Origin of the sequence: Roseateles saccharophilus, assembly GCF_004342485.1 — a bacterium.
Classification (GTDB): Bacteria; Pseudomonadota; Gammaproteobacteria; order Burkholderiales; family Burkholderiaceae_C; genus Pelomonas; species Pelomonas saccharophila.
The window spans coordinates 87,818-112,103 of record NZ_SMBU01000002.1; the positions used below are offsets into that span (position 1 = coordinate 87,818).

21 protein-coding genes and 1 tRNA gene are annotated in these 24,286 nt (G+C 69.5%); 12 read left to right on the forward strand and 10 right to left on the reverse strand.

Features of this window, described 5'->3' with window-relative positions; all coding sequences use genetic code 11:
• The first annotated feature begins 15 nt into the window (after positions 1–15).
• Genes EV671_RS02230 through EV671_RS02245 form a run of 4 tightly spaced genes read left to right on the forward strand, consistent with a single transcriptional unit; the run spans position 16 to position 5,267 of the window.
• The gene (locus EV671_RS02230; RefSeq protein WP_132569604.1) at positions 16–2,418 is read left to right on the forward strand and encodes a DNA translocase FtsK; all 2,403 of its coding nucleotides are present in this window, start codon (positions 16–18) and stop codon (positions 2,416–2,418) included.
• The gene (lolA, locus tag EV671_RS02235; RefSeq protein ID WP_132569606.1) at positions 2,415–3,038 is read left to right on the forward strand and encodes an outer membrane lipoprotein periplasmic chaperone LolA; all 624 of its coding nucleotides are present in this window, start codon (positions 2,415–2,417) and stop codon (positions 3,036–3,038) included. The genes EV671_RS02230 and lolA overlap by 4 nt, the downstream gene beginning before the upstream one ends.
• Before the next feature lie 29 nt (positions 3,039–3,067).
• Positions 3,068–4,372 (forward strand): replication-associated recombination protein A, encoded by a 1,305-nt coding sequence (locus tag EV671_RS02240; RefSeq protein ID WP_132569851.1) that lies wholly within the window; start codon positions 3,068–3,070, stop codon positions 4,370–4,372.
• Positions 4,350–5,267: an amino acid ABC transporter substrate-binding protein gene (locus EV671_RS02245; protein ID WP_132569608.1), complete on the forward strand. Its 918-nt coding sequence runs from the start codon at positions 4,350–4,352 to the stop codon at positions 5,265–5,267. Before EV671_RS02240 ends, EV671_RS02245 begins: the two co-directional genes overlap by 23 nt.
• On the opposite strand, the gene EV671_RS02250 is transcribed toward EV671_RS02245, so the two are convergent.
• The gene (locus EV671_RS02250) at positions 5,258–6,610 is read right to left on the reverse strand and encodes a sigma-54-dependent transcriptional regulator (RefSeq protein ID WP_132569610.1); all 1,353 of its coding nucleotides are present in this window, start codon (positions 6,608–6,610) and stop codon (positions 5,258–5,260) included. The genes EV671_RS02245 and EV671_RS02250 overlap by 10 nt on opposite strands.
• The gene (locus EV671_RS02255) at positions 6,603–8,468 is read right to left on the reverse strand and encodes a sensor histidine kinase (RefSeq protein ID WP_132569612.1); all 1,866 of its coding nucleotides are present in this window, start codon (positions 8,466–8,468) and stop codon (positions 6,603–6,605) included. The genes EV671_RS02250 and EV671_RS02255 overlap by 8 nt, the downstream gene beginning before the upstream one ends.
• Positions 8,469–8,776: 308 nt before the next feature.
• On the opposite strand from EV671_RS02255, the gene EV671_RS02260 reads away from it, so the two are divergent.
• From EV671_RS02260 to EV671_RS02275, 4 genes are all read left to right on the forward strand, one after another.
• Positions 8,777–9,700, forward strand: coding sequence for a branched-chain amino acid ABC transporter permease (locus EV671_RS02260; RefSeq protein WP_132569614.1), 924 nt, complete (start codon positions 8,777–8,779; stop codon positions 9,698–9,700).
• Between the two features lie 126 nt (positions 9,701–9,826).
• Positions 9,827–10,909, forward strand: a complete 1,083-nt coding sequence (locus tag EV671_RS02265; protein WP_132569616.1) for a branched-chain amino acid ABC transporter permease — start codon at positions 9,827–9,829, stop codon at positions 10,907–10,909.
• A 13-nt stretch (positions 10,910–10,922) separates the two neighbouring features.
• Positions 10,923–11,708 carry an ABC transporter ATP-binding protein gene (locus tag EV671_RS02270; RefSeq protein WP_132569618.1) on the forward strand — a complete coding sequence of 262 codons (786 nt, stop codon included), beginning with the start codon at positions 10,923–10,925 and terminating at the stop codon, positions 11,706–11,708.
• A 114-nt stretch (positions 11,709–11,822) separates the two neighbouring features.
• A complete protein-coding gene (locus tag EV671_RS02275; RefSeq protein ID WP_165917449.1) occupies positions 11,823–12,542 on the forward strand; it encodes an ABC transporter ATP-binding protein in 720 nt (239 codons plus the stop codon).
• Between the two features lie 186 nt (positions 12,543–12,728).
• Here EV671_RS02275 and EV671_RS02280 read toward each other — a convergent pair whose 3' ends face one another.
• The 5 genes from EV671_RS02280 to EV671_RS02300 form a co-directional block, all read right to left on the reverse strand.
• Positions 12,729–15,053 carry an alkaline phosphatase D family protein gene (locus EV671_RS02280; protein WP_132569620.1) on the reverse strand — a complete coding sequence of 775 codons (2,325 nt, stop codon included), beginning with the start codon at positions 15,051–15,053 and terminating at the stop codon, positions 12,729–12,731.
• Positions 15,054–15,067: 14 nt separating this feature from the next.
• Positions 15,068–16,540, reverse strand: coding sequence for an OmpP1/FadL family transporter (locus EV671_RS02285; protein WP_132569622.1), 1,473 nt, complete (start codon positions 16,538–16,540; stop codon positions 15,068–15,070).
• 345 nt (positions 16,541–16,885) lie between these two features.
• Entirely contained in the window at positions 16,886–17,941 is a 1,056-nt protein-coding gene (locus tag EV671_RS02290; RefSeq protein WP_132569624.1) for a Leu/Phe/Val dehydrogenase, read from the reverse strand.
• A gap of 70 nt (positions 17,942–18,011) precedes the next feature.
• Positions 18,012–18,740: a 2OG-Fe dioxygenase family protein gene (locus EV671_RS02295; protein ID WP_132569626.1), complete on the reverse strand. Its 729-nt coding sequence runs from the start codon at positions 18,738–18,740 to the stop codon at positions 18,012–18,014.
• 7 nt (positions 18,741–18,747) lie between these two features.
• Positions 18,748–19,776, reverse strand: coding sequence for a CDP-6-deoxy-delta-3,4-glucoseen reductase (locus EV671_RS02300; protein ID WP_132569628.1), 1,029 nt, complete (start codon positions 19,774–19,776; stop codon positions 18,748–18,750).
• Between the two features lie 75 nt (positions 19,777–19,851).
• Here EV671_RS02300 and EV671_RS02305 point away from each other — a divergent pair, with 75 nt between their 5' ends.
• Entirely contained in the window at positions 19,852–20,715 is an 864-nt protein-coding gene (locus EV671_RS02305) for an NAD-dependent epimerase/dehydratase family protein (protein ID WP_132569630.1), read from the forward strand.
• Here the strand turns inward: EV671_RS02305 and EV671_RS02310 are convergent.
• Positions 20,712–21,290 (reverse strand): rhomboid family intramembrane serine protease, encoded by a 579-nt coding sequence (locus tag EV671_RS02310; protein ID WP_132569632.1) that lies wholly within the window; start codon positions 21,288–21,290, stop codon positions 20,712–20,714. The genes EV671_RS02305 and EV671_RS02310 overlap by 4 nt on opposite strands.
• A 97-nt stretch (positions 21,291–21,387) precedes the next feature.
• A tRNA-Leu gene (locus EV671_RS02315) sits at positions 21,388–21,472 on the reverse strand.
• Positions 21,473–21,566: 94 nt separating this feature from the next.
• Between EV671_RS02315 and cysM the strand changes: the two genes are divergently transcribed.
• The 3 genes from cysM to EV671_RS02330 are packed head-to-tail and all read left to right on the forward strand — an operon-like array spanning position 21,567 to position 23,234.
• Complete coding sequence (cysM, locus tag EV671_RS02320) at positions 21,567–22,463, forward strand: cysteine synthase CysM (RefSeq protein ID WP_132569634.1); 897 nt, start codon at positions 21,567–21,569, stop codon at positions 22,461–22,463.
• Positions 22,460–22,996, forward strand: a complete 537-nt coding sequence (locus EV671_RS02325) for an NUDIX hydrolase (protein ID WP_132569636.1) — start codon at positions 22,460–22,462, stop codon at positions 22,994–22,996. Before cysM ends, EV671_RS02325 begins: the two co-directional genes overlap by 4 nt.
• 10 nt (positions 22,997–23,006) lie before the next feature.
• Entirely contained in the window at positions 23,007–23,234 is a 228-nt protein-coding gene (locus EV671_RS02330) for a sulfurtransferase TusA family protein (RefSeq protein WP_132569638.1), read from the forward strand.
• A gap of 107 nt (positions 23,235–23,341) precedes the next feature.
• Here the strand turns inward: EV671_RS02330 and galU are convergent, their stop codons facing one another.
• Positions 23,342–24,235, reverse strand: a complete 894-nt coding sequence (galU, locus tag EV671_RS02335; RefSeq protein WP_132569640.1) for a UTP--glucose-1-phosphate uridylyltransferase GalU — start codon at positions 24,233–24,235, stop codon at positions 23,342–23,344.
• Positions 24,236–24,286: the final 51 nt, after the last annotated feature.

The following is a 24,286-nucleotide window of genomic DNA, read 5'->3' on the forward strand; positions in this document are numbered from 1 at the left end:
CGCCACAATGCGGGAATGAGTTTTCCCCTCGGTTCACTGCTGGGCGGCCAGGCTGAATCCGGTGCCGCGAGCGAGCCCGCCGCCCCCGCCAAACCCACCCGCCGCCAGGCCCCCAAGCGCGAAGCCCGCCCGCCGTCGGCGGCATCCCGGCTGCTGCGCACGCCCCTGTGGCTGGCTCTCACGGCGCTGATGCTCGCCTTGCTCGTGCTGGCCCTGGCCACGCATGACCTGCGCGACGCGGCCTTCAGCACCAGCGGCCAGCGCGGGCTGGTCGGCAACCGCGTCGGCAGCTTCGGCGCCTGGCTGTCCGACGGCCTGCTTTTCGTCTTCGGCTTCTCGGCCTGGTGGTTGCCGCTGCTGGCCCTGCGTGCCTGGCTGCGCAGCCTGGCCGGCCTGCTGCGGCACGATACGGCCGAGGCGCCGCGCTGGAGCCAGCGTGCGCGCTGGTGGCTGGGTGTCGCGCTGCTGATCGGCGCGAGTTGTGCGCTGGAGTGGAGCCGCCTGTACGCGCTGGAGCCGCGGCTGCCGGGCCATGCGGGCGGCGTGCTGGGCTACACGCTGGGGCCGCTGGGCATGAGGGCGCTGGGCTTCGCGGGCTCCGGCGTCGTCTGGATCGTGCTGCTGCTGACCGGCATGTCCTGGGCGCTGCGCTTCTCCTGGGGCCATCTCGCCGAGCGCATCGGCGAGCGCATCGAGGCGCTGCGCGAGAAACGCATCGAGCAGCGCGAGATCAAGGCCGACCAGAAGGCCGGCCAGCAGGCGGTGAAGGAACGCGAGCAGGAGGTCGAGGTCGAGCGCGAGGCCGAGCGGGCCCTGGAGCGCGACCTCGGCTTCGAGCATGACGCGCCCCTGGTCATCGAGCCGCCCATCGTCGAGGTGCCGCAGTCCACCCGCGTCGCCAAGGAGCGCCAGCAGACGCTGTTCACCGACGCCGGCGATGCCAAGCTGCCCCAGGTCGACCTGCTGGACGCCGCGCCCGGCCGCCAGGAGACGGTCACGCCCGAGTCGCTGGAGATGACCAGCCGCCTCATCGAGAAGAAGCTGCGCGACTTCGGTGTCGAGGTGCATGTCGTCGCGGCTTCGCCGGGCCCCGTCATCACGCGCTACGAGATCGAGCCGGCCACCGGCGTGAAGGGCTCCCAGATCGTCGGGCTGGCCAAGGACCTGGCGCGTAGCCTGAGCCTCGTGTCCATCCGTGTCGTCGAGACCATTCCGGGCAAGAACTACATGGCCCTGGAGCTGCCCAACGCGCGGCGCCAGACCATCCGCCTGTCCGAGATCCTCGGCTCGCAGGTCTATGCCGACGCCGCCTCGCAGCTGACCATGGGCCTGGGCAAGGACATCATCGGCCTGCCGGTGGTGGCCGACCTCGCCAAGATGCCGCACTGCCTCGTCGCCGGCACGACCGGCTCGGGCAAGTCGGTGGGCATCAACGCGATGATCCTCAGCCTGCTCTACAAGGCCGAGGCCCGCGACGTGCGCCTCATCCTCATCGACCCCAAGATGCTGGAGATGAGCGTCTACGAGGGCATCCCGCACCTGCTCGCGCCGGTCGTGACCGACATGAAGCAGGCCGGCAACGCGCTGAACTGGTGCGTCGGCGAGATGGAGAGGCGCTACAAGCTGATGTCCAAGCTGGGCGTGCGCAACCTGGCCGGCTACAACAAGAAGATCGACGAGGCGAAAGCCAACGGCATCAGCATCCCCAACCCGTTCGCGCTGAACAACGATGACCCCGAGCCGCTGGAGCGCCTGCCGTTCATCGTCGTCGTCATCGACGAGCTGGCCGACCTGATGATGGTCGTCGGCAAGAAGATCGAGGAGTTGATCGCCCGCCTGGCGCAGAAGGCGCGCGCGGCAGGCATCCACCTCATTCTCGCCACGCAGCGGCCGTCGGTGGACGTCATCACCGGCCTGATCAAGGCCAACATCCCGACCCGCCTGTCCTTCCAGGTCAGCAGCAAGATCGACAGCCGCACCATCCTCGACCAGATGGGCGCCGAGGCCCTGCTGGGCATGGGCGACATGCTCTACATGCCCTCCGGTACCGGTCTGCCCATCCGCGTGCACGGCGCCTTTGTCAGCGACGAGGAGGTGCACCGCGTTGTGGAGTACATCAAGTCGCAAGGTGAACCGAACTACGTCGAAGGCATCCTCGAAGGCGGCGTGCTCGACGACGCGGGCGGCGAAGCGCCGGCGCCCGGTGAAGCCAGCGGCGAACAGGATCCCATGTACGACCAGGCCGTGGCCATCGTGCTGCAGCATCGCAAGGCCTCGATCTCGCTGGTGCAGCGGCATCTGCGCATCGGCTACAACCGCGCCGCGCGGCTGCTGGAGCAGATGGAGAACTCGGGCCTCGTCGGTGCGCTGGCGGCCAATGGCAGCCGCGAATTGATTGTTCCGAAGCGAGACGAATGAAGCATTTCCTCATTGCCCTGGCCCTGGCCCTGGCCCTGGCCCTGTGCGCTGCCGGTGTCGCCCACGCCGATGCCGTCGACGCGCTGCGCGACTTCGCGCATGACGTGAAGAGCGGCAAGGCCAATTTCACGCAGACCGTCACCTCGCCGGACGGCAAGCGCAAGAAGCTGTCCAGCGGCAGCTTCGAGTTCGAGAGGCCCAACCGCTTCCGCTTCGCCTATGCCAAGCCCTTCGAGCAGACCATCGTGGCGGACGGCCAGAAAGTCTGGATCTACGACGCCGACCTGAACCAGGCCAGCTCGCGCAAGCTGGCCGATGCGCTCGGTGCCACGCCCGCGGCCCTGCTGGCCGGCGCCAACATCGAACACGACTTCACGCTGAAGGCCCAGCCCAGCGAGGGTGGCGTGGACTGGGTGCAGGCGGCGCCCAAGCAGGCCGAGTCCACCATCCAGTCGCTCAAGCTCGGCTTCAGGGGCAAGGAGCTGGCCGCGATGGAGATCGTCGACGGCTTCGGCCAGCGCTCGCGGCTGGACTTCAGCGCCGTGCAGGCCAATGTGCCCGTGTCGGCCGAACGCTTCCAGTTCAAGCTGCCGGCCGGTGCCGACCTGATCGAGCAGTGAGCGGTTCGCTTTTCGACGACGACGAGGCGCTGCCCGCGCGGGCAGCGCCGACGGCGCCGCTCGCCGGCATCCCGCTGGCCGAGCGCCTGCGGCCGAAGACGCTGGACGAGGTTATCGGCCAGCGCCACCTGCTCGGGCCCGGCATGCCCCTGCGCGTGGCCTTCGACGCCGGCCGGCTGCACAGCATGATCCTGTGGGGCCCGCCGGGTGTCGGCAAGACGACGCTGGCGCGGCTGATGGCCGGCGCCTTCGACGCTCAGTTCATCGCGATCTCGGCCGTGCTCGGCGGCGTCAAGGAGATTCGCGAGGCGGTCGAGCGCGCCCAGGTCGCTGCGGCCCAGGGGCGGCGCACGGTGGTCTTCGTCGACGAGGTGCACCGCTTCAACAAGTCGCAGCAGGACGCCTTCCTGCCCCATGTCGAGGCGGGCCTTTTCACCTTCATCGGCGCGACGACCGAGAACCCCAGCTTCGAGGTCAACTCGGCCCTGCTGTCACGCGCCACCGTGCAGGTGCTCAAGAGCCTGGATGCCGACGAACTCGGCCAACTGATCGAGCGCGGTGCGGCCGAGCTGGGCGTCGCGCCGCCCACGCCCGAGGCGGCCCAGCGCCTCGTCGGCTATGCCGACGGCGATGCGCGCCGGCTGCTGAACGCCTTCGACACGGCGGCTTCGCTGGCGCAAGGCGCACCCATCGACGAAGCCTTGCTGGAACGTGCCCTGGGCGAGCAGCTGCGCCGTTACGACAAGGGCGGCGACCAGTTCTACGACGTCATCTCGGCCTTGCACAAATCGGTGCGTGGCAGCAGCCCCGACGGCGCGCTCTACTGGTTCGCGCGCATGCTCGACGGCGGCGTGGACGCGCGCTACATCTCGCGCCGCCTGATCCGCATGGCCAGCGAGGACATCGGCTTGGCCGATCCGCGCGCGCTGCGCATCACGCTGGACGCGGCCGAAGCCTACGAGCGCCTGGGCTCACCCGAGGGCGAGCTGGCGCTGGCCGAGGCCGTCGTCTACCTGGCCATCGCGCCCAAGTCCAACGCGGTCTACAAGGCCTTCAACGAGGTCAGAGCCTTCATCAAACAGGACCAGAGCCGCCCGGTGCCCGTGCACCTGCGCAACGCGCCGACGCGGCTGATGAAGGAGCTGGGCTATGGCAAGGCCTATCGTTACGCCCATGACGAGCCCAATGCCTATGCGGCCGGCGAGCAATACCTGCCTGACGGGCTGGAAGGCGAGCGCTGGTACGAACCCGTGCCGCGCGGCCTGGAGCTGCGCATTGCCGACAAGCTGGCCGAACTGCGCCGGCTGGACGATGAAGCGGCTGCTGGCGGCTAGCGCGGCGCTGGCGGCGCTGGCGGCGCTGTGCTTCGGCCTGACGGCCCAGGCGGCCGACGGCCCCACGCTCACGCGCGTGCGTGACACCGGCGTCATCGTCATCGGCTACCGGCCGGCCTCGTTGCCCTTCTCCTATCTCGACGCCCAGCTGCGGCCCACCGGCTATACGGTGGAACTCTGCGACCGCATCGTCGCCGCCGTGCGCAGCCGGCTGCAGCTGCCCGACCTGGAGGTGCGCCGCGTGGAGGTGGCCTCGGCCACGCGCATGCCGCTCGTCATCAATGGCACGTTGGACCTGGAGTGCGGCATCACGACCCACACGGCCGAGCGCGCCCGCAACCAGGCCTTCTCGCTGACCATCTTCATCGCCGAGACGCGGCTGATGACGCGCGCCTCGGACCGCGTGCAGGGCCTCGCGGACCTGCGCGGCATGGCCGTGGCGTCCACCATCGGCACGACCAGCATCCAGCACCTGGCCAAGGTCAACGAACAGCAGGACCTGGGCATCCGCATCCTCGGCGGCCTGGACGACCCCGAGGGCTTCCAGCTGCTGCGCAGCGGCCGCGCCTCGGCCTTCCTGATGGACGACGTGCTGCTGCGCGCGCTGCTGGCCCAGCAGGGGCCGGGCGCGGACGACTACCGCATCTCTGACCAGGCGCTGACCGTCGAGCCCTATGCCATCGGCCTGCGCAAGGGCGACCCGCAGTTCAAGGCCCTGGTGGACGAGGTGCTGGCCGGGCTCTACCGCAGCGGCGAGATCCACGCCATCTACCGCCGCTGGTTCGAGTCGCCGCTGCCGTCGCAGGGGCTCAACCTGAAGCTGCCGATGAGCGCGGCCTTCCGCCGCGTCATCGCCAACCCGACCGACTCGCCGGACCCCGAGCGCTATCGCTGATCCGTGCGGAAGGCATCGATCTGGATGCCATGCCGGTGCAGCTTGTCGTACAGCGTCTTGCGCGGCGTGCCCAGCAGCTCCATCGCGGCCGGCACCTTGCCGCCACAGCGCCGCAGCGCCTGCTCGATCAGCGTCTTCTCGATCAGGTCCATCTGCCGCGCGAGGTTGAGCGCCGGCACGGCCTGCAGCGCGGCCTGGGGATCGAGGTCGTCCAGGGCCAGCACGAAGCGGTCGGCCGCGTTGCGGATCTCGCGCACATTGCCGGGCCAGTCGTGGGCGATCAGCTCGCGCATCTTCTCGGGTGTCAGCTCGGGCGCGGCGCGCTCGTAGCGGGCGCAGGCCTGGGCGACGAAGTGCTCGAACAGCAGCGGGATGTCCTCGCGGCGCTCGCGCAGCGGCGGCAGCTGCAGCGTGGCGATGTTGAGGCGGTAGTAGAGGTCGCTGCGGAACTCGCCCTTGCCGGCCTGCTCGCGCAGGTCGGACTTGCTGGCTGCGATGAAGCGCACATTGACCGGCAGCTCCTCATTGGAGCCCAGGCGCTCGACGCGGCGCTCCTGCAGCACGCGCAGCAGCTTGATCTGCAGCGCGATGGGCATGGTCTCGATCTCGTCCAGCAACAGCGTGCCGCCGTTGGCGTGCTCGATCTTGCCGATGCGGCGCTTGGCCGCGCTGGTGAACGAGCCGGGCTCGTGGCCGAACAGCTCGCTCTCGAACAGGGCCTCGGGCAGGCCGCCGCAGTTGATGGCGACGAAGTGGCGGTCGCGACGCGGGCTCTGGTCGTGCAGGCAGCGGGCCACCAGCTCCTTGCCGGTGCCGGTCTCGCCGACGATGAGCACGTCGGCCGAGGTGCCGGCCAGGTTCAGCACCTGGCGGCGCAGCTGCTGCATCGCGGGCGACTGGCCCAGCAGCGCGGCCTCGATGCCGCTGGCGCGCTGTAGCTGGGCGCGCAGCTCGTCGGCCGAATGGCGCAGCGTGCGCAGGTCCAGCGCGCGGCGAGCCACGTCCAGCAGGCGTTCGGGCGCGAAGGGCTTCTCGATGAAGTCGTAGGCGCCGGCGCGCATGGACTGCACGGCCATGGCCACGTCGCCATGGGCCGTGATGAGGATGGTCGGGATGCCCGGGTCGGTGGCCTGCACATGGGCCAGCAGCGCGCGGCCGTCCATGCCGGGCAGGCGCACGTCGGTGACGACGATGATCTGCGCGCCGGGCTGGATATGGGGCAGGGCCTCCTCGGCATTGCGGCAGGGCAGCACCGTGAAGCCGTCCAGTTCCAGCGTCTGCGTGAGGCTGACCCGCACCGGCAGGTCGTCCTCGACGAACACGACCTTGTAGCCCTCAAACATCTTCGCTCTCCGGTGTCGCCGCCCAGGTTTCTACGGCGAGGTCGAACTCGAAACTCATGCCCTGCTCCAGGCGCTCGGCGCGCAGCCTGCCGCCGAACTCATGCACGATCTTGGCCGAGATGACCAGGCCTAGGCCCAGGCCTTCGCCGGCCGGCTTGGTCGTGAAGAAGGGCTCGAACAGGCGCTGCAGGTCGGCCTCGCTCAGGCCCGCGCCACTGTCCTGCACGCGCACCAGCGCGCGCCGCCCGGCGTCCTCCGCGACGACCTGCACGCGCAGCCGCCGCTCGCTCTCCCGCTGCATTGCGTCGATGGCGTTGCCGAAGAGGTTGACCAGCACCTGTTCCAGCCGGTTGGCCTCGGCGCGCACGCGCAGGCCCGCGGGCACGTCGACCTCGGTCTGCAGGTTCAGCGTGCGGCTGCGGTGCTCCAGCAGCAGCAGCGCGTTGCGCACGCAGTCCAGCAGCGCGGTGCTGCCCACGGCCTGCTCGTCGGCCTTGCGCGCAAAGTTCTTGAGCTGGCGGGTGATCTGGCTCATGCGCTCGACCATATCGTCCATGATCTGCAGGTTGGCCGCCACCGCGTCGTTGCGGCCGCTCTCGAGCAGGCGGATGGAGTTGCGCGCCAGCGCGCGCAGCGCCGTCAGAGGCTGGTTGACCTCGTGCGACAGGCCGGCCGACATCTGGCCCAGCACCGCGAGCTTGCTGGCCTGCAGCAGCTCGCCCTCGGTCTGCAGGCGCTGGGCGATCTGGCTCTTCAGCGCATCGTTGGTCTGGCGCAGCTCGGCCGTGCGGCTGTCCACCAGCTGCTCCAGCTGCCCATGGGCCTGCTGCAGCTCGGTCTGGGCCTTGGTGAGCTGGCGCAGCGCGCGCCGCCGCGAGGCGAGGTAGAGCGCCGCCAGGCCGACGCTGGCGCCGAAGGCCGCGCCGCCCCAGGCCGCGATCTGGGCGCGCTGCTTCACCTCGGTCAGGTCCGACAGCGCCACCAGGCGCAGGCCGAGCGGCACGATCTGGCGCTGCTGGGCCAGCATGGGGCGGGCGCCGGGCAGCGGCAGCTGCACCTGCTGGCCCTGGTGCACCTCGAGCGAGGCGGGCAGCTCCAGGTCGGGGCCGATGGACTGCGGGTAGCGGGCGCTGGCCTGCAGGGCCTTGCGGCGCGAGGGATCGGCATGGTCGAGCACGGCGTATTTCCAGGCCTGCACCGAGCTCATGATGACGACGTCCTGGTCGTCGGCGACGAGGATGCGTTCACCCTGCGAGCGCAGGCCGAGGTCGATCCAGGTCGCCTCCAGCGGCGCGAGGTTGAAGCGCACGACGATGACGCCCGCGGTCCGGCCGCCCTGGCGCAGTGGATGCAGCAGGTAGAAGTCGGTACTGCCGGTGTTGGGGTCGGCGGCGAAGAAGTGGCGGCGGTCCTGCACCAGGGCCTCGGCCAGACGGGCTGGCGGCGTCAGGGTCTCGCTGGCCGACAAGACCTGGCCCTGGCCGTCGGCGACGAAGATCTGGTTGGTGCCGGCGCGCACATTGACGCGGGCCAGCATCTGGCTGGCGGCGTGGCGGCGCTCGGCGCTGTCGGGCGCGAGCATCAGCGCCTGCAGCGTCGGGTCGATGGCCAGCAGGCTGGGCAGCGAGGCATGGCGGCCCAGTTCGGCGGCGAGGTTGGAGGCATAGAGCTCAAGTCTCTCGGTGCTCAGGGCCGACAGCTGCTCGCGCCCGCTGCGTTCACTGAGGCGGTGCGCGAGCACGAAGCCCAGCACCATCAGCAGGCCGGTCAGGAAGAAGTAGAAGCCGGGCCGGCTCGGCAGCCGGCTGAGAAGCCGGGCGCGAGCGCGCAGCGGGGACGGGGAAGAGGGCGCGGGCATGACGGACGGCCGTTAGTGTGCCCACGCCGTGCGCCTGCGGGCAGCCCCGGCGGCGGTTTTTTGAGGCCTGGCGAAGAACCGCCCAGCCGCGCTGCGGTTTGTGCGGATTTCCGCCCAGGTTTTGCTGTTCCACACTCGTGACATCCGACCGCAGCCGCTGTCTTGGGCCGGATCGAACGCCCGGCCGTTTCATACCGTCGGTGAATACCCTTGAAACCTTGCCCGATGGCGTGTTTTGGCACGAGGGTTGCGATTTATCCCGGGTCGCCTGGCGCATGCTGCGCCCAACAAAATCTTCTGGAGCCCTTATGGAGACTCTGATTCAACAGATCATCAACGGCCTGGTGCTGGGGAGCATGTATGCCCTCGTCGCCCTCGGCTACACGATGGTCTACGGCATCATCAACCTCATCAACTTCGCGCACGGCGAGGTCCTGATGGTCGGCGCCATGGTCAGCTGGACCGTGGTCAGTGCGCTGGCCGACACTGGCATGCCAGGCTGGCTGCTGATGCTGATCGGCCTGGCCTGCGCCATCGTCGTCTGCGCGGTGCTGAACTTCTCGGTCGAGAAGATCGCCTACCGACCGCTGCGCAGCGCGCCGCGGCTGGCGCCGCTGATCACGGCAATGGGCATGTCGCTGCTGCTGCAGGTGGTCGCGATGATCATCTGGAAGCCGAACCCGAAACCCTTCCCGCTGCTGCTGCCCACCGATCCCTTCGACCTCGGCGGCCCCGTCATCACGGTCACGCAGTGCCTGATCCTCGGCCTCACGGTCGTCATCCTGGCGGGCCTGATGTACCTCGTGAACTACACGAAGCTGGGCCGCGCGATGCGCGCCACCGCCGAGAACCCGCGCGTGGCCGGCCTGATGGGCGTGAAGCCGGACTTCATCATCTCCACCACCTTCGTCATCGGCGCCGCACTGGCCGCCGTGGCCGGTCTGATGTGGGCAGCCAACTACGGCACCGTGCAGCACACCATGGGCTTCATGCCCGGCCTGAAGGCCTTCACGGCCGCGGTGCTGGGCGGCATCGGCAATCTGGCCGGCGCCGTCGTGGGTGGCGTGCTGCTGGGCCTGATCGAAGCCATCGGCGCCGGCTACCTCGGCGACCTGACCGGTGGCGTGCTGGGCAGCAACTACGCCGACATCTTCGCCTTCATCGCCCTCATCCTGGTGCTGACGCTGCGGCCTTCCGGCCTGCTCGGCGAGCGCGTGGCAGACCGCGCGTGATGGCTCACCCCCTACGCGCTTCGCGCGCCCCCTTCGAGGGGGCGACACCTGCGGCCCGGCAAAGCCGGTTCCGCGGTGTCCGCTCGATCCATCGGCCCATGGCCTAGGCTTTCTCGGGACTTCACTATGCAAGCCAAAAAACTTCTGACCTTTCTGGCAGCCGGCATCGGCCTGCTGGTCGTGCCGCTGTTCGCGCAGCAACTCGGCAACGGCCCGGTTCGCATCATCGACCTGGCCCTGCTCTATGTGCTGCTGGCCCTGGGCCTGAACATCGTCGTCGGCTACGCCGGCCTGCTGGACCTGGGCTATGTCGCCTTCTACGCGGTGGGCGCCTATATGTTCGCGCTGATGGCCAGCCCCCATCTCAGCGAGAACTTCGAGGCCATCCAGGCCGCCTTCCCGAACGGCCTGCACTCGCCGATCTGGCTCGTCATCCCGGCGGGCGCGGCGCTGGCGGCCTTCTTCGGCGTCATGCTGGGGGCGCCGACGCTGAAGCTGCGCGGCGACTACCTGGCCATCGTCACGCTCGGCTTCGGCGAGATCATCCGCGTGTTCCTGAACAACCTGGAGTACCCGGCCAACGTCACCAACGGCCCGCGCGGCATCGGCCAGATCGACGCCTTCCACATCTTCGGCGTGGACCTGGGCAAGTCACTGCAGATCGGCGACTACACGCTGCCCTCGGTGACGCTGTACTACTACCTCTTCCTGTTGCTGGTGGTGGCGGCCGTGGTGATCTGCTACCGGCTCGAGAACTCGCGCATCGGCCGCGCCTGGATGGCCATCCGCGAGGACGAGATCGCCGCCAAGGCCATGGGCATCAACACCCGCAACCTGAAGCTGCTGGCCTTCGGCATGGGCGCCACCTTCGGCGGCGTGTCGGGTGCGATGTTCGCGAGCTTCCAGGGTTTCGTGTCGCCCGAGTCCTTCAGCCTGCAGGAGTCGGTCATGATCGTCGCGATGGTCGTGCTGGGCGGCATCGGCCACATCCCGGGCGTCATCCTCGGCGCACTGCTGCTGTCGGCCATGCCCGAAGTGCTGCGCTATGTCGCCGGCCCGCTGCAGCAGATGACGGACGGCCGGCTGGACGCGTCCATCCTGCGCCAGCTGCTGACCGCGCTGGCCATGATCATCATCATGCTGATCCGCCCGCGTGGCCTGTGGCCATCGCCCGAGCACGGCAAGGGCGCGCCATCCGCGGCCAAGTGAGGAGGTCGACATCATGAGCACCCACGACAACATCGTTCTCAACGTCAGCGGCGCGTCCAAGCGCTTCGGCGGCGTGCAGGCCCTGTCCGACGTCGGCATCCAGATCCGCCGCGGCCAGGTCTACGGCCTGATCGGCCCCAACGGCGCCGGCAAGACGACCTTCTTCAACGTCATCACGGGCCTGTATGTGCCCGATGGCGGCAGCTTCTCGCTCGGCGGTACGCCCTACACGCCGCAGGCCGTGCACCAGGTCGCCAAGGCCGGCATCGCGCGCACCTTCCAGAACATCCGCCTCTTCGCCGACATGACGGCGCTGGAGAACGTGATGGTCGGCCGCCACATCCGCACCAGGTCCGGCCTGATCGGCGCCGTGCTGCGCACGCCGGCCTTCAAGGCCGAGGAGGCAGCGATCCGGGCGCGTGCCCAGGAGCTGCTGGACTATGTCGGTATCGGCAAGTACGCGGAGTACAAGGCCCGCACGCTGAGCTATGGCGACCAGCGCCGCCTGGAGATCGCCCGCGCCCTGGCCACCGACCCGCAGCTGATCGCGCTGGACGAGCCCGCCGCCGGCATGAACGCAACCGAGAAGGTCGTGCTGCGCGAGCTGATCGACCGCATCCGTAACGACGGCCGCACCATCCTGCTGATCGAGCACGACGTGAAGCTGGTCATGGGCCTGTGCGACCGCGTGACCGTGCTGGACTACGGCAAGCAGATCGCCGAAGGCACGCCGGCCGAGGTGCAGAGCAACGAGAAGGTCATCGAAGCCTATCTGGGCGCTGGCCACAAGCCTCACTGATGACCGACCCCCGTAGCGCTTCGCGCTCCCCCTCAAGGGGCGCACCGAGTGGCCTGGCAAAGCCAGTTCCACCGGCGCTGCTGGGGAATTCACGACGTGAATCGAGAGAGTGATATGACAACAAAGCAAACCCTGCTCAAGGTCAGCGGCCTGAAGGTGGCCTACGGCGGCATCCAGGCCGTCAAGGGCGTGGACTTCGAGGTGCGCGAGGGCGAACTGGTGTCGTTGATCGGCGCCAACGGCGCGGGCAAGACGACGACGCTGAAGGCCGTCACCGGCCTGCAGCCCATTGCGTCCGGCGACGTGAGCTATCTCGGTGAATCCATCAAAGGCCGTGGCGCCTGGGACCTGGCCAAGAAGGGCCTGGTGATGGTGCCCGAGGGCCGCGGCACCTTCACGCGCATGACCATCATCGAGAACCTGCAGATGGGCGCCTACAACCGCAACGACGGCGAGATCCAGTCCGACATGGACAAGGTCTTCGGCCTGTTCCCGCGGCTGAAGGAGCGCGCCAAGCAGCTGGCCGGCACGATGTCCGGCGGCGAGCAGCAGATGCTGGCCATGGGCCGCGCGCTGATGGCCCGCCCCAAGGTGCTGCTGCTGGACGAGCCGTCGATGGGCCTGTCGCCCATCATGGTGGACAAGATCTTCGAGGTCGTGAACGACATCCACCAGCAGGGCGTGACCATCCTGCTCGTCGAGCAGAACGCCAGCCGTGCGCTGGAGCTGGCCAACCGCGGCTATGTGATGGAGTCCGGCGAGGTCACGATGACCGGCGAGGGCCGCGCGCTGCTCGACGACCCCAAGGTGAGGGCGGCCTACCTCGGGGAATGAAGTCCTTCCCCGCGGCCGCTCCTCGAGGCCGGGCGCGCCTGCTGGGCGCGTGGCGCGGGGGCAGAGTGCAGTCCCTCCACCCCGACGGCACCGGGCGGGCTGGCGAGGTGGGCCGCAAGGCGCGCTGAAAAAAAAGCGGCCGGCCCGGGATCACCAGGCCGGCCGCACGGGCCCCGAGCGGCGCCGTCAGACGATGCTGACGTCCGTGACGCCCGCCGCCACGCGCACGCGCGTGACATTGGCCACCGGCACGCTGGGTGCCACACCACCCACCTGCTTTGCCACTTTCTTGAAGTCGCACAGCAGCTCGGTCTTGCTCAGCGTGACCACGGCATAGCCCTGGGCATCGCTGTCGACATGGCGGATCCACGGGTTGTTGACCGTCGGTGTCACGCCGGTCGTCGAGTTCGCGAACGGGTTCAACCGCTTGACGATCTCCGACGCAGGCACATAGGAGGCCGGGATGCCCAGGGCCGCGGCCAGCTTCTGCTGGATCAGGCCGTAGAGCGTCATCGCGGCGACCGACTTGCTCGCGGCGGCCAGGCCGGCGATGGTGTTAGCGACGATGGTTCCCATCGTGCCGGCCTGAGACTCGTCGAAGGTGTTGATGACGGCCTTTGACAGTGAGCTCGTCGGCGCGAATGCAGCAGCCGGCACCAGGCCGGCGCCGATGGCGGCGGCGACCGCGGCCTGGATGGCGGCCGTGTTGCTCAGGTCGGTCACACCGGCGCCGATCGCGATGGCCGCGCTCAGCATCTGGATGGCGATGCCTTCGGCCTCGGCCTCGCTGGTCGCGACCAGCGGCTTCAGTGCCGCGAACGACGGCTGGGTGGCCGCGCCGTAGAAGTAGCTGAAGTTGGAGTTGCTGGACACGCCGGCCGTGACGAGGTCGACCAGCGCCGGCACGGGCGTGGCGGCGTCGTAGTCGGCCATCACGACGCCGGCGTAGAAGGCGTGGATGTCACCGGTGACGGCGACGACGTTCTGCACGCCCTTGGCCAGCAGCTGGCCCATCAGGTATTTGCGCTCGGCGTTGAAGCCGTCCCACTGGTCGCAGTCGAGCAGGAACTTCTGCTTGAACGCGGCCGGTGCGGTCGGGATCTTGGCGCCGTCGATGCCCATGCGCAGCAGCGAGACCTCGTTGCCCCAGACCTTCCACTGCGCGGTGGAGGTGGTCATGGTCTGCACCCACCACTGGCGCTGCGCACCGCCAAGCATGCTGACCAGGGCCAGCGGGTCGGGCAGCGAGGCGCCGGCCGCGATCTTGGCCGCCTCGACCTGGACCAGCGAGGTCTGCGGCACCATGTAGCGCGCGCCGATGGAGCCGATTTGCTGGCCGGTCAGCGGGTTGGGCGCGGCCTCCGGGATGATGTGGTCGGCGCGGTAGAGGCGCTGGTCGGTCATGACCAGGTGCATCAGCTTGCCGAACTTCAGGTCGCGGTAGATGCGGATGCCGGTGATGCCCTGGCCCGGGTCCAGCGTGAAGCTGATGTCGGCCGGCATGTTCTCGAACCAGGCCTGGCTGGCGGCCAGGCGGCGCGGCATCTGCTCGGTGTTGTCGCCGACGCCGGTCGTCGCGTTGAACGTGCCGTTGTCGTAGGTCTCGCGGTCCTGCCAGCAGTCGTCGCTGAACTCGTGGTCGTCCCAGATCGCGATGAAGGCGAAGCGCTCATGCAGGTTCTGCAGGCGGCGGTCCGTGCGGTAGCGCTTGTAGAGGAAGCGGTAGTCGGCCAGCGTCGTCGCATACATGCCGCCGGTGGGCAGGGCCGTGCCATCGGGCAGGGTCAGCGCCGCATGGGCGCTCTCGACGCCGCCGGTCTGGTAGCTGGCGCCGACGGCCTCGTAGATGTAGTCGCCCAGGTGGACGACGAAGTCCACGTTCTCCTGCGCCATCGCATCCAGGCCGGCCCAGTGGTTGACGCTCCAGTCCTGGCAGGTCATGTAGGCGAAGTTCAGCGCGCTGATGTCGGCGTCGGCAGCCGGCGCCGTCTTGAAGCGGCCCACGCGTGACATGCCGCTGCCGGCGGTGAACTGGTAGTAGTAGACCGTGGCCGGCTTCAGGCCGCTGATCTGGTGGCGCAGCGTGTGGTCGTAGAACTCGTAGACCGGCACGTCGGCGGTGGCATCGATGCTGCCGCTCAGCGCGGTGGTGGTGCCGAGGTTGGCGCTGTTGTCGGCGCTGGTGATTTTCAGCGTGACGTTGTAGCTGCCGGCGCCGGTGGCGGTGGCCACGTCATCGGCGCTGCTGGGCACCACGCGGGCCCACAGTACGGCGCCGTCCGGCTTGGGGTCGCCCGAGGCGACCGACTGCGGGAACTTGAACGCGCCGCTCGCGGCGGTCGTCGTCGGCAGCGCCGTGCTGGAGCCCGGGAAGGTGGCCGGCAGCGGCTGGATGGGCGTGCCGGCGTCGCCGCCACCGCCGCAGCCGACGAGGCTGGACAGGGCCGTGGAGGCGGTGATCAGGGCGCCGGCCTGGGCGGCGCTGCGACGAAGGAAATTGCGACGATCCATGATGTGCCGCCTCCTCAGAACTTGTAGTTGAACTGGACACCGAAGACGGTGGCCTTGGTGGCGTAGTTGCCGCGTGCGGTCGCGAAGGAGCAGTTGCAGGGTGTCTCGCCGTCACCGTCGTCGGTGGCGTTCATCGCGGCATCCTTCAGCTTCACGTGGCCGAAGGAGAAGTCGACGCTGGCGTTGTCCATGAAGGCCCAGTTGGCGCCCAGCGCGAACCAGGTGCGGGCCGCGTCGGGCAGCGCCGGGCTGCGCGTGGCCGACGGCACGGGCGACAGGTCGCGGCTGTAGCCGGTGCGCAGCATCAGCGAGGGCAGGGCCTTCCACTGCGCGCCGATGGAGACCTTGGTGCTGTCCTTCCAGTGCTCGGCGGTGATGGAGTCGGCTGTCGTGTTGGCGAAGTCGATGCGCAGCTGCTTCAGGCGCGAGTCACGCGTGAAGGTGAAGTCGCCCATGATGGCGACGCTGGGCGTCAGTTGCTGGAAGCCGTGCGCCGACAGCGATTCGGGCGTGCGCACCGACAGGCTGGCGTCGGAGTCGTTGTGGTCCAGCGCGGTCACGCCGTTGTAGGGCGCGGCCGTGATGGCGGCCAGCACGGCGGCCGGCAGGTTGGTCGGCTGGGTCCAGTCGGCATGGCCGCGCAGCTTCTGCGCGACGCTGCTGCGGTAGCTCACGCCGACGCGCGAACCTGCCGCGGGCTCCCACAGCAGGGAGAGGTTGAAGCCCAGGCCCCAGTTCGAGCCGTCGACGGCGATGGAGCCGTCGTAGCTCGGGTCGCCGAAGACCTGCGCGGCCTGCTGCTGCAGCTGCAGGGCCAGGCCAGGCGCGCCGCCGACGGCCGCCTGGTGGGCGGCGCCCAGCAGGCCGGCCGCGTAGACGGAGGCATAAGGCACCGCGCGCTTCAGCTTGCCTTCCATGTACTGGATGTTCAGGCCGGCGGCCAGCGACAGCTCGGGCGCGGCCTTCCAGGCGATGTTGGGGTTGATCGACAGCGACTTCAGCTCGACCGACTGCAGGTTGTAGCGCCCACCCCAGTTGGCCGGGTAGTTGAGCTTGGTGCCCCAGGGCACGAACACGCCCAGGCCGTAGGCCAGGCCGTTGTCCCCCTGGTAGCTCAGGTAGGCGTGCGGCACCACCTGGGGCTTGGCGAAGCTCATCGTGTCGCCGACGGTGCCGATGGCGCGCGGCTGCAGGCCCGAGCCGGGCAGCGAGATGGTGGAGCCTTCGTCCGTGAAGCGCGTCTTGGGATCGACGTAGTCCAGCACGCCGGAGAAGTTCCAGCCCTTGCCCAGGCGCGTGATGCCGGCGGGGTTGGCGAACAGCGTGCTCGCATCGGCAGCCTCGGCACCGTTGGCATTGGCCGTGCCTTCGGCGGCGGCGCTCTGCGTGCCGAAGCGGTAGCCGGCGGCCTGAGCCGTCAGGGCCAGGGGCAGCAGGGCGATGGCGGCCAGCAGTGGGCGCACCACGGGGCGTGGGTTTCGTTGCATGGGCTTGTCTCCGGGGTAATCGTGCGTAACCGGCGCGGATTGTGAGCAGTGCCCTGTCGCCAGCAGGTCACAACTGCCCTGGGGAAACCCTGGATTCGAGAGAGCTCTCTAGACTGCTGCCCCTCGCCCAAATCTCGCCGCGCTGAACGCGGGCGAGCCTAGTCGGTCCCCCGAGGGGACGGCGATGCTTGCGGCATTGAGCCGCGAGCACATCGCCAGCGCGGGCCGGCTTGGGAGCGGCCCAGCGCTCGGCCCGGAATGCCAGCGCCCTCTGCCGCGGGTTGTATGCGGCACCTCGAGGTCTCGTTAGGCCCAAGCCTGCCGCCCGATGGGCGGCAACGCGGTTCAGGCCGGGCGCACGAGCTTGGAGCGGGCCCAGTCGTCGGCCACGCGGGCCGGCGTCGAGTCGGCCGCCTGCACGCGCTGCAGCAGCTCTTCCACACGCTCGGCGATCTTGCTGACCTCGGCCATCACGGCCTGTTCCTCGCCCTCGTTGCGGTACTCGCGGGCGACGCTGATGATGCCGCCGGCATTCACCAGGTAGTCGGGCAGGTAGCAGATGCCGCGGCGCTGCAGCGCGTCGCCGTCGGCCGGCGTCGCGAGCTGGTTGTTGGCGGCGCCGGCGATCAGCTTGGCGTGGATGGCGGGCACGGTCTGCTCGTTCAGCGAGGCACCCAGGGCGCAGGGCGCCAGCACGTCGACGTCGGCGGCCAGGATCTCGCCGACATGGGCGGCCACGGCGCCGAACTGCGCGACGGCGCGCTCGACCTTGGCGGTGTCCACGTCTGCGACGACCAGCTTGGCGCCGGCCTGGTGCAGGAACTCGGCCAGATGCCAGCCGACCGCACCCAGGCCCTGCAGCGCGACGCGCACGCCCTCGAGCGAGCTGCGGCCCAGCACGAGGCGGGCGCCGGCGCGGATCGAGACGAACACGCCCCAGGCCGTCTTGGGGCTGGGGTCGCCGCCGAAGGCACCTTCGCGCGGAATGCCGCTCACATAGGGCGTCACGGCCTGCATGCCACGCATGTCGGCGGTCGTGGTGCCGACGTCTTCGGCGGTGATGTAGGCGCCGTTCAGCGATTGCACGGCGCGGCCGAAGGCGGCGAACAGGGCGGGGCGGTCGAACTGGCCCTCGGGCTTCAGGATGACGGCCTTGCCGCCGCCGAAGGGCAGGTCGGCCAGCGCGTTCTTCAGGCTCATGCCCTGGGACAGTCGTAGCGCGTCGTTCAGCGCGGCGGCCTCGGATTCGTAGTGCCACAGGCGGCAGCCGCCGAAGGCGGGGCCGCGGGCGGTGCTGTGCACGGCGAGGATGGCCTTCAGGCCGGTGGCCGGGTCGGTGGCGAGCAGCACGCGCTCATGGGGGGCTTGCTCGGGCAGGCCGAAGAGGGAGATGGGGGTCATGACGGTCGGCGCTTTTGGCGCGGCAGTGGATTGCAGAACGGCCACGCTTTTGGCGTGGCCGTTCGGGATTTTACGGACCCTGGAATCCGCGGCTTCGCAAGGTGATGACCAAGGTATCGCGCCAACCGCGCTCGCCCGCGGCCAGGGGCTGGATGGGCGTGGTCTCGTGGATCACGCGTTCGTCGTCCAGCAGCAGCAGCGTCCACGGTGCCGTCATCGTGAAGCGCTGGCCGGCCGGGCCCTTGGCCTCGAAGACGCGCGACTCGCCGCCCTTGATCTGGTGGCGGCCGACCAGCAGCACGGCGACCAGGTCCACACCGTCGCGGTGGGCGCCCTCGGGCGTCGGGCGGCCGATGCCGTCGCTGGTGTCGATGCGAAAAGGATGGGCCTCGATGAACCAGGGCTGCTCGCCCTTGAGCTGCGAGGCCACGCGGGCCAGGCCGAGCAGCAGGGCCGTCCAGGCCGGCGACGCGGCCATCTCCTGGGCCAGCGGCACATACCAGCGCTGGATGCCGCCGTGCAGCGCGTTGTAGTCAACCGGCTGCCAATGGGCGCGGTGCGGTGCCAACGTCAGCGTGGCGCCGTCGGCGACGAAGCAGCCGTGGCGGCGGAAGCGGTAGCGGCCGCCGTCCTTCAGATAGCCGTCGGGCGGGAGGTCTTCCCAGCAGGGGCGCAAGGCCTCAAGCTCGGCCGCCGACGCGCCCAGCACGTCCAGAGATGACGGCGCCAGCACGGCCTCGCCGTCGCGCCTGAGTGCACCGACAAGGTCGGCCGGATCGGTCCAGGGCGGCTCGAACATGGCAGGCTCAGCCGTTGGCGTGCTTGTCTGCTTCGGACGTGAAGGCGTCCGCGTAGAACTCATTCTCCGGCAGCCTGCACCGCGCGACGAAGTCCTGGTGCGCGGCGTCGACCATGACCGGCGCGCCGCAGGCATAGACCTGATGGCCGGAGAGGTCCGGCAGATCGGCCATGACGGCCTGGTGGACGAAGCCGGTGCGGCCCGCCCAGCCGGCCTCGGGCTCCGACAGCACGGGCACGTAGCGCAGCAGCGGCCACTCGGCGGCAACCCGGGCTGCCCAGTCGTTCAGATAGAGGTCGGCCTGCTTGCGAGCACCCCAGTACAGCACCATGGGGCGCTTGGACTCGATGTGGCGGGCGCGTTCGATGATGGCCTTGATGGGTGCGAAGCCCGTGCCGCTGGCCAGCAGCACGATGGGCTGGGTCGCGTCCTCGCGCAGGAAGAAGCTGCCGAACGGGCCTTCCATGCGCAGGATGTCCTTCTCCTTCAGCGCGCCGAAGACATGGTCGGTGAACTTGCCGCCGGGCATGTGGCGGATGTGCAGCTCGATCTGGCCCGGCAGCGAGTGCGGCGCATTGGCCATCGAATAGCTGCGGCGCGAACCATCGCGCAGGATGAACTCGACGTACTGGCCGGCGCGGAACTGGAAGTTCTGGTTGGCGGCCAGCTGCATCGTCAGCACGGCCACGTCCGGCGCGGGCTTCATGATGGCCACGACGCGCGTGGGCAGCTTCAGCACCGGGAACTCGCCGGCGCCGGGCACCGTGCGGGCCTCGACGACACAGTCCGTCTGCGGCCGGGCGCAGCAGGTCAGGATGAAGCCGGCGGCTTCTTCCTCGGCGGACAGCGCCTTGGGCTGGTGGTTGCCGTGAATGACGGCGCCTTCCAGCAGTTTGCTCTTGCAGGAGCCGCAGGCGCCGTCCTTGCAGCCATAGGGCAGGCCGACGCCGTTGCGGATGGCGGCGGCGAGCAGGGTGTCGTCGCCCTCGGTGGAGTAGACGCGGCCGGCGGGCTGGATGGTGATCTGATGGGACATGAAGAGGGCAAAAAGCAGCGGCCCCGCAGAGGAGTCCGGGGCCGTAGACTGCCCGCCATTTTGCCCGACCCCCGAATGACCACCCCGAGGCTATTGATCATCGGCTGCGGCGACGTCGGCCTGCGCGTGCTTGAAGCCCTGGCGGGCCGCTGGCGCGTGTTCGCGCTGACCTCCAGCGTCACGCGTGCCGGCGAGCTGCGCGCGGCCGGCGCCGTGCCGCTGGTGGGCAATCTCGACGACCCGGCGACGCTGGGCCGCCTGGCCGGCCTAGCCGACCTGGTGCTGCATCTGGCGCCGCCGGCGCGCGACGGCGACGCGGACCTGCGCACCCGCCATCTGCTGGCGGCCCTGGCGCTCAGGCCGCCGCGGGTACTCGTCTACGCGAGCACGACTGGCGTCTATGGCGACTGCGGCGGGGACTCCATTGACGAGACGCGTGCGCCGAACCCGGCGACCGACCGCGCGCGCCGCCGTGTCGATGCCGAGGCCCAACTGCGCGCCTTCGGCCGCCGCCACGGCACGCGCGTGAGCCTGCTGCGCATCCCCGGCATCTACGCGCGCGACCGCGAGGGCGGCCATCCGCGCGAGCGCCTGGCGCGTGGCACACCGGTGCTCAGGCGCGAGGACGACGTGTTCACCAACCACATCCACGCCGACGACCTGGCGCGCGCCTGCCTGCTGGCCTTGCTGCGCGGCCTGCCCCAGCGGGCCGTCAACGTCTGCGACGACAGCCAGCTGCTGATGGGCGACTACTTCGACCTGGCCGCCGACCTGGCCGGCCTGCCTCGCCCCGAGCGCATCACGCGGGCCGAGGCTGCGGAGCGCATGGGCGCGATGGCGCTGAGCTTCTGGAGCGAATCACGCCGGCTGGCGAATCAGCGACTCAAGCGCGAACTGCGCCTGAAGCTGCACTACCCGACGCCGGCCGATGGGCTTTAGCGCCGGCGCGGCGTGCGCCAATAGCGGATCAGCAGCCAGGCGCCCAGCATGCCGCCGAGGTGGGCGAAATGGGCGACGCCGCTGCTGCCGTTGAAGCCGAGGATGAGCTCCAGCCCGCCGAAGATCGCGACGAAGACCTTGGCCTTCATCGGGATGGGCGGGATCAGCGGCACGATGATGCGATTCGGGAACAGCATGCCGAAGGACAGCAGCAGGCCGAAGATGGCGCCCGAGGCGCCCACCGTCGGCGAGTGCGCGCCGATGGCCCAGGTGAAGATCAGCTGCACGACGGCGGCGGTCAGCGTGCTGGCGACCAGGATCTGCGTGTAGCGGCGCGGCCCCCAGACCCGCTCCAGCCCGCCACCGAACATCCACAGGCCCAGCATGTTGAACAGCAGGTGCGTGAAGCTGCCATGCAGGAAGGCATAGCTCAGCAGCTGCCAGGGCATGAAGCCGCCGGAGGCCAGTGGCCAGAGTTCGAACCAGGGTTCCAGCGCGGGAAAGAGCTGGAAGAAGCAGAAGGCACCGACGCAAGCCAGCAGGAAGGCTTTGGTGACCGGAGGCAGCGGGGGCATGAGGGCGCGGCATTGCGCCTGGAGAAGGCGCTTGCACCGGGAGGGCCGGCGCTTGTCGGGCGAGTGTATGCCAGGGGGAAGGGGCGTCTGTTTCGTCTGGTGCCTCGGGCCGGACTCGAACCGGCACACCTTGCGGCGGGGGATTTTGAGTCCCCTGCGTCTACCGATTTCGCCACCGAGGCCCGTCGGAAACAGCTGATCTCGCCATTGCGGCGAGGGGCTGGATTATGCACTCGCCAAGCCTCGGGCTTTGCGCCCGGTTGCACAATCGCCGCCATGAACTACCCGACCCTCGAAGACGTCATCGGCGCAACCCCCCTGGTGCGCCTGCAGCGCCTGCCCGGCCCCGATGCACGCGGCAATGTGATCCTGGCCAAGCTGGAAGGCAACAACCCGGCCGGCTCGGTCAAGGACCGCCCGGCCATCAGCATGATCAGGCGCGCCGAGGAGCGCGGCGAGATCAAGCCCGGCGACACGCTGATCGAGGCGACCTCGGGCAATACCGGCATCGCACTGGCGATGGCCGCGGCCATCCGCGGCTACCGCATGGTGCTGATCATGCCGGAGGACCTTTCCATCGAGCGCGCGCAGACGATGAAGGCCTTCGGCGCCGAACTGATCCTGACGCCGCGCACCGGCGGCATGGAATACGCGCGCGACCTGGCCGAGCAGATGGCCGCCGAGGGCAAGGGCCGCGTGCTGGACCAGTTCGCCAACGCCGACAACCCGCGCGTGCACTACGAGACCACCGGCCCCGAGCTGTGGAAGGACACCGGCGGGCGCATCACCCACTTCGTCAGCGCGATGGGCACGACGGGCACCATCACCGGCGTTTCGCGCTTCCTGAAGGAGAAGAACCCGGCCGTGCGCATCGTCGGCGCGCAGCCGGCCGAGGGCTCGCGCATCCCCGGCATCCGCAAATGGCCCGAGGCCTATCTGCCCAAGATCTACGACCCCAGCGGCGTGGACGAGCTGGTGCTGGTCAGCCAGGCCGACGCCGAGGACATGGCGCGCCGCCTGGCGCGCGAGGAAGGCCTGTTCGCCGGCATCTCCGCCGCGGGCGCCTGCTGGGTGGCGCTGCAGATCGCGAAGACCGTCGAGAACGCGACCATCGCCTTCATCGTCTGCGACCGCGGCGACCGTTACCTGTCGACGGGCGTCTTCCCCGCATGAGCGAGGGGGCGTTCAGGTTCTGCCCGTCCTGCGCCGCCGAGCTGGCGCTGGTCATGGCGGCCGAGGACGGCGGCGACAGGCAGCGCCTGCGCTGCCCGGCCTGCAGCTTCACGCACTGGAACAACCCGACGCCGGTGCTGGCCGCCGTCATCGAATGCACGGACCGCGAAGGCCGGGTGCTGCTGGCCCGCAACGCGGCCTGGCCGGGGCGCTTCTTCGGCCTCATCACCGGCTTCCTGGAGGCCGGCGAGACGCCCGAGAACGGCATCCGCCGCGAGATCGCCGAGGAGACCGCGCTGGAGGTCGAGCACCTCGGCCTGCTGGGCGTCTGGGACTTCCAGCGCATGAACCAGATCATCATTGCCTACCACGCGGCGGCGCGCGGCGAGATCCGCCTGTCGCCCGAGCTGGCCGAGTACAAGCTCATCGCCCCCGCGGATGTGCGCTGCTGGCCGCAGGGCACGGGCCAGGCGCTGGCGACCTGGCTGCGCTCGCGCGGCATCGAGCCGCAGTGGCTGGAGCCCGCGGTGTGAGAATGTCGGCATGGATGTCCAACGCGAACTCGACACCCGGGGCCTGAACTGCCCCCTGCCCATCCTGAAGGCCAAGAAGGCCCTGGCCGAGATGCACAGCGGCGAGCTGCTGCGCATCGTCGCGACCGACCCCGGTTCGATGCGCGACTTCCAGGCCTTTGCGCGCCAGACCGGCAATGAACTCGTGGCCCAGGAAACCCGGGCCGACGAGTTCATCCATGTGTTGCGCAGAAGATAAGCGACTTGGCGCCTGGTGCCTTCCCAAGCGGCTGCCGTGGAACCAGCTTTGCCGGGCCATTGGCAGCACCCCCTTGAGGGGGCCGGCGAAGCCGGTAGGGGGTGGGCTTAGAGCCCGAGGCCCTGCAGGAATTCCCTGAAGCCCGGCCCGAGCTGCGGGTGGGCCAGGGCCAGTTCGACATTGGCCTGCAGGAAGCCTTCCTTGCTGCCGCAGTCATAGCGCTTGCCCTCGTAGCGGTAGGCGAACACCTTCTCGCGGCGCAGCAGGCCGGCGATGCCGTCGGTGAGCTGGATCTCGCCGCCCACGCCGCGCGGCTGGTTGGCGATCTCGTGGAAGACGCCCGGCGTCAGGATGTAGCGGCCGGCCACGCCCAGGCGCGACGGCGCAACCTCGGGAGCCGGCTTCTCGACGATGCGGTTCACGTCCATCAGGCAGTCGTTGACCTGGTTGCCGGCCACGATGCCGTAGCGCCGGGTGTGCTCGGCCGGCACTTCCTGTACGGCCAGGATGGAGGCGCGCCACTCGGCGAAATGCTCGACCATCTGCTTCAGGATGCCGCGGCCGGGCTGGGGGCCGACCATCAGGTCGTCGGCCAGCAGCACGGCGAAGGGATCGTTGCCCACCAGGCGCTGGCCGCAGAGCACCGCATGGCCGAGGCCCAGGGCCTGGGCCTGGCGCACATAGATGCATTCCATGTCGTCGGGCTTGACGCTGCGCACGACGTCGAGCAGCTCCTGCTTGCCGGCCTGCTCCAGCGCGACTTCCAGCTCGAAGGTCATGTCGAAATGGTCTTCGATGGGGCGCTTGTGGCGGCCGGTGACGAAGATCATCTCGCGCACGCCGGCCTCGTAGGCTTCCTCGACCGCGTACTGGATCAGCGGCTTGTCGACGACCGGCAGCATCTCCTTGGGCTGGGCCTTGGTGGCCGGCAGGAAACGGGTGCCGAGGCCAGCGACCGGGAAGATGGCTTTGGTGATCGGCGGGAAGGTCGAGGAGGCCATGGGTACACTGGTTTGATCGAGGGCGCGGCGATTGTGTCACGCGGGTTGTGA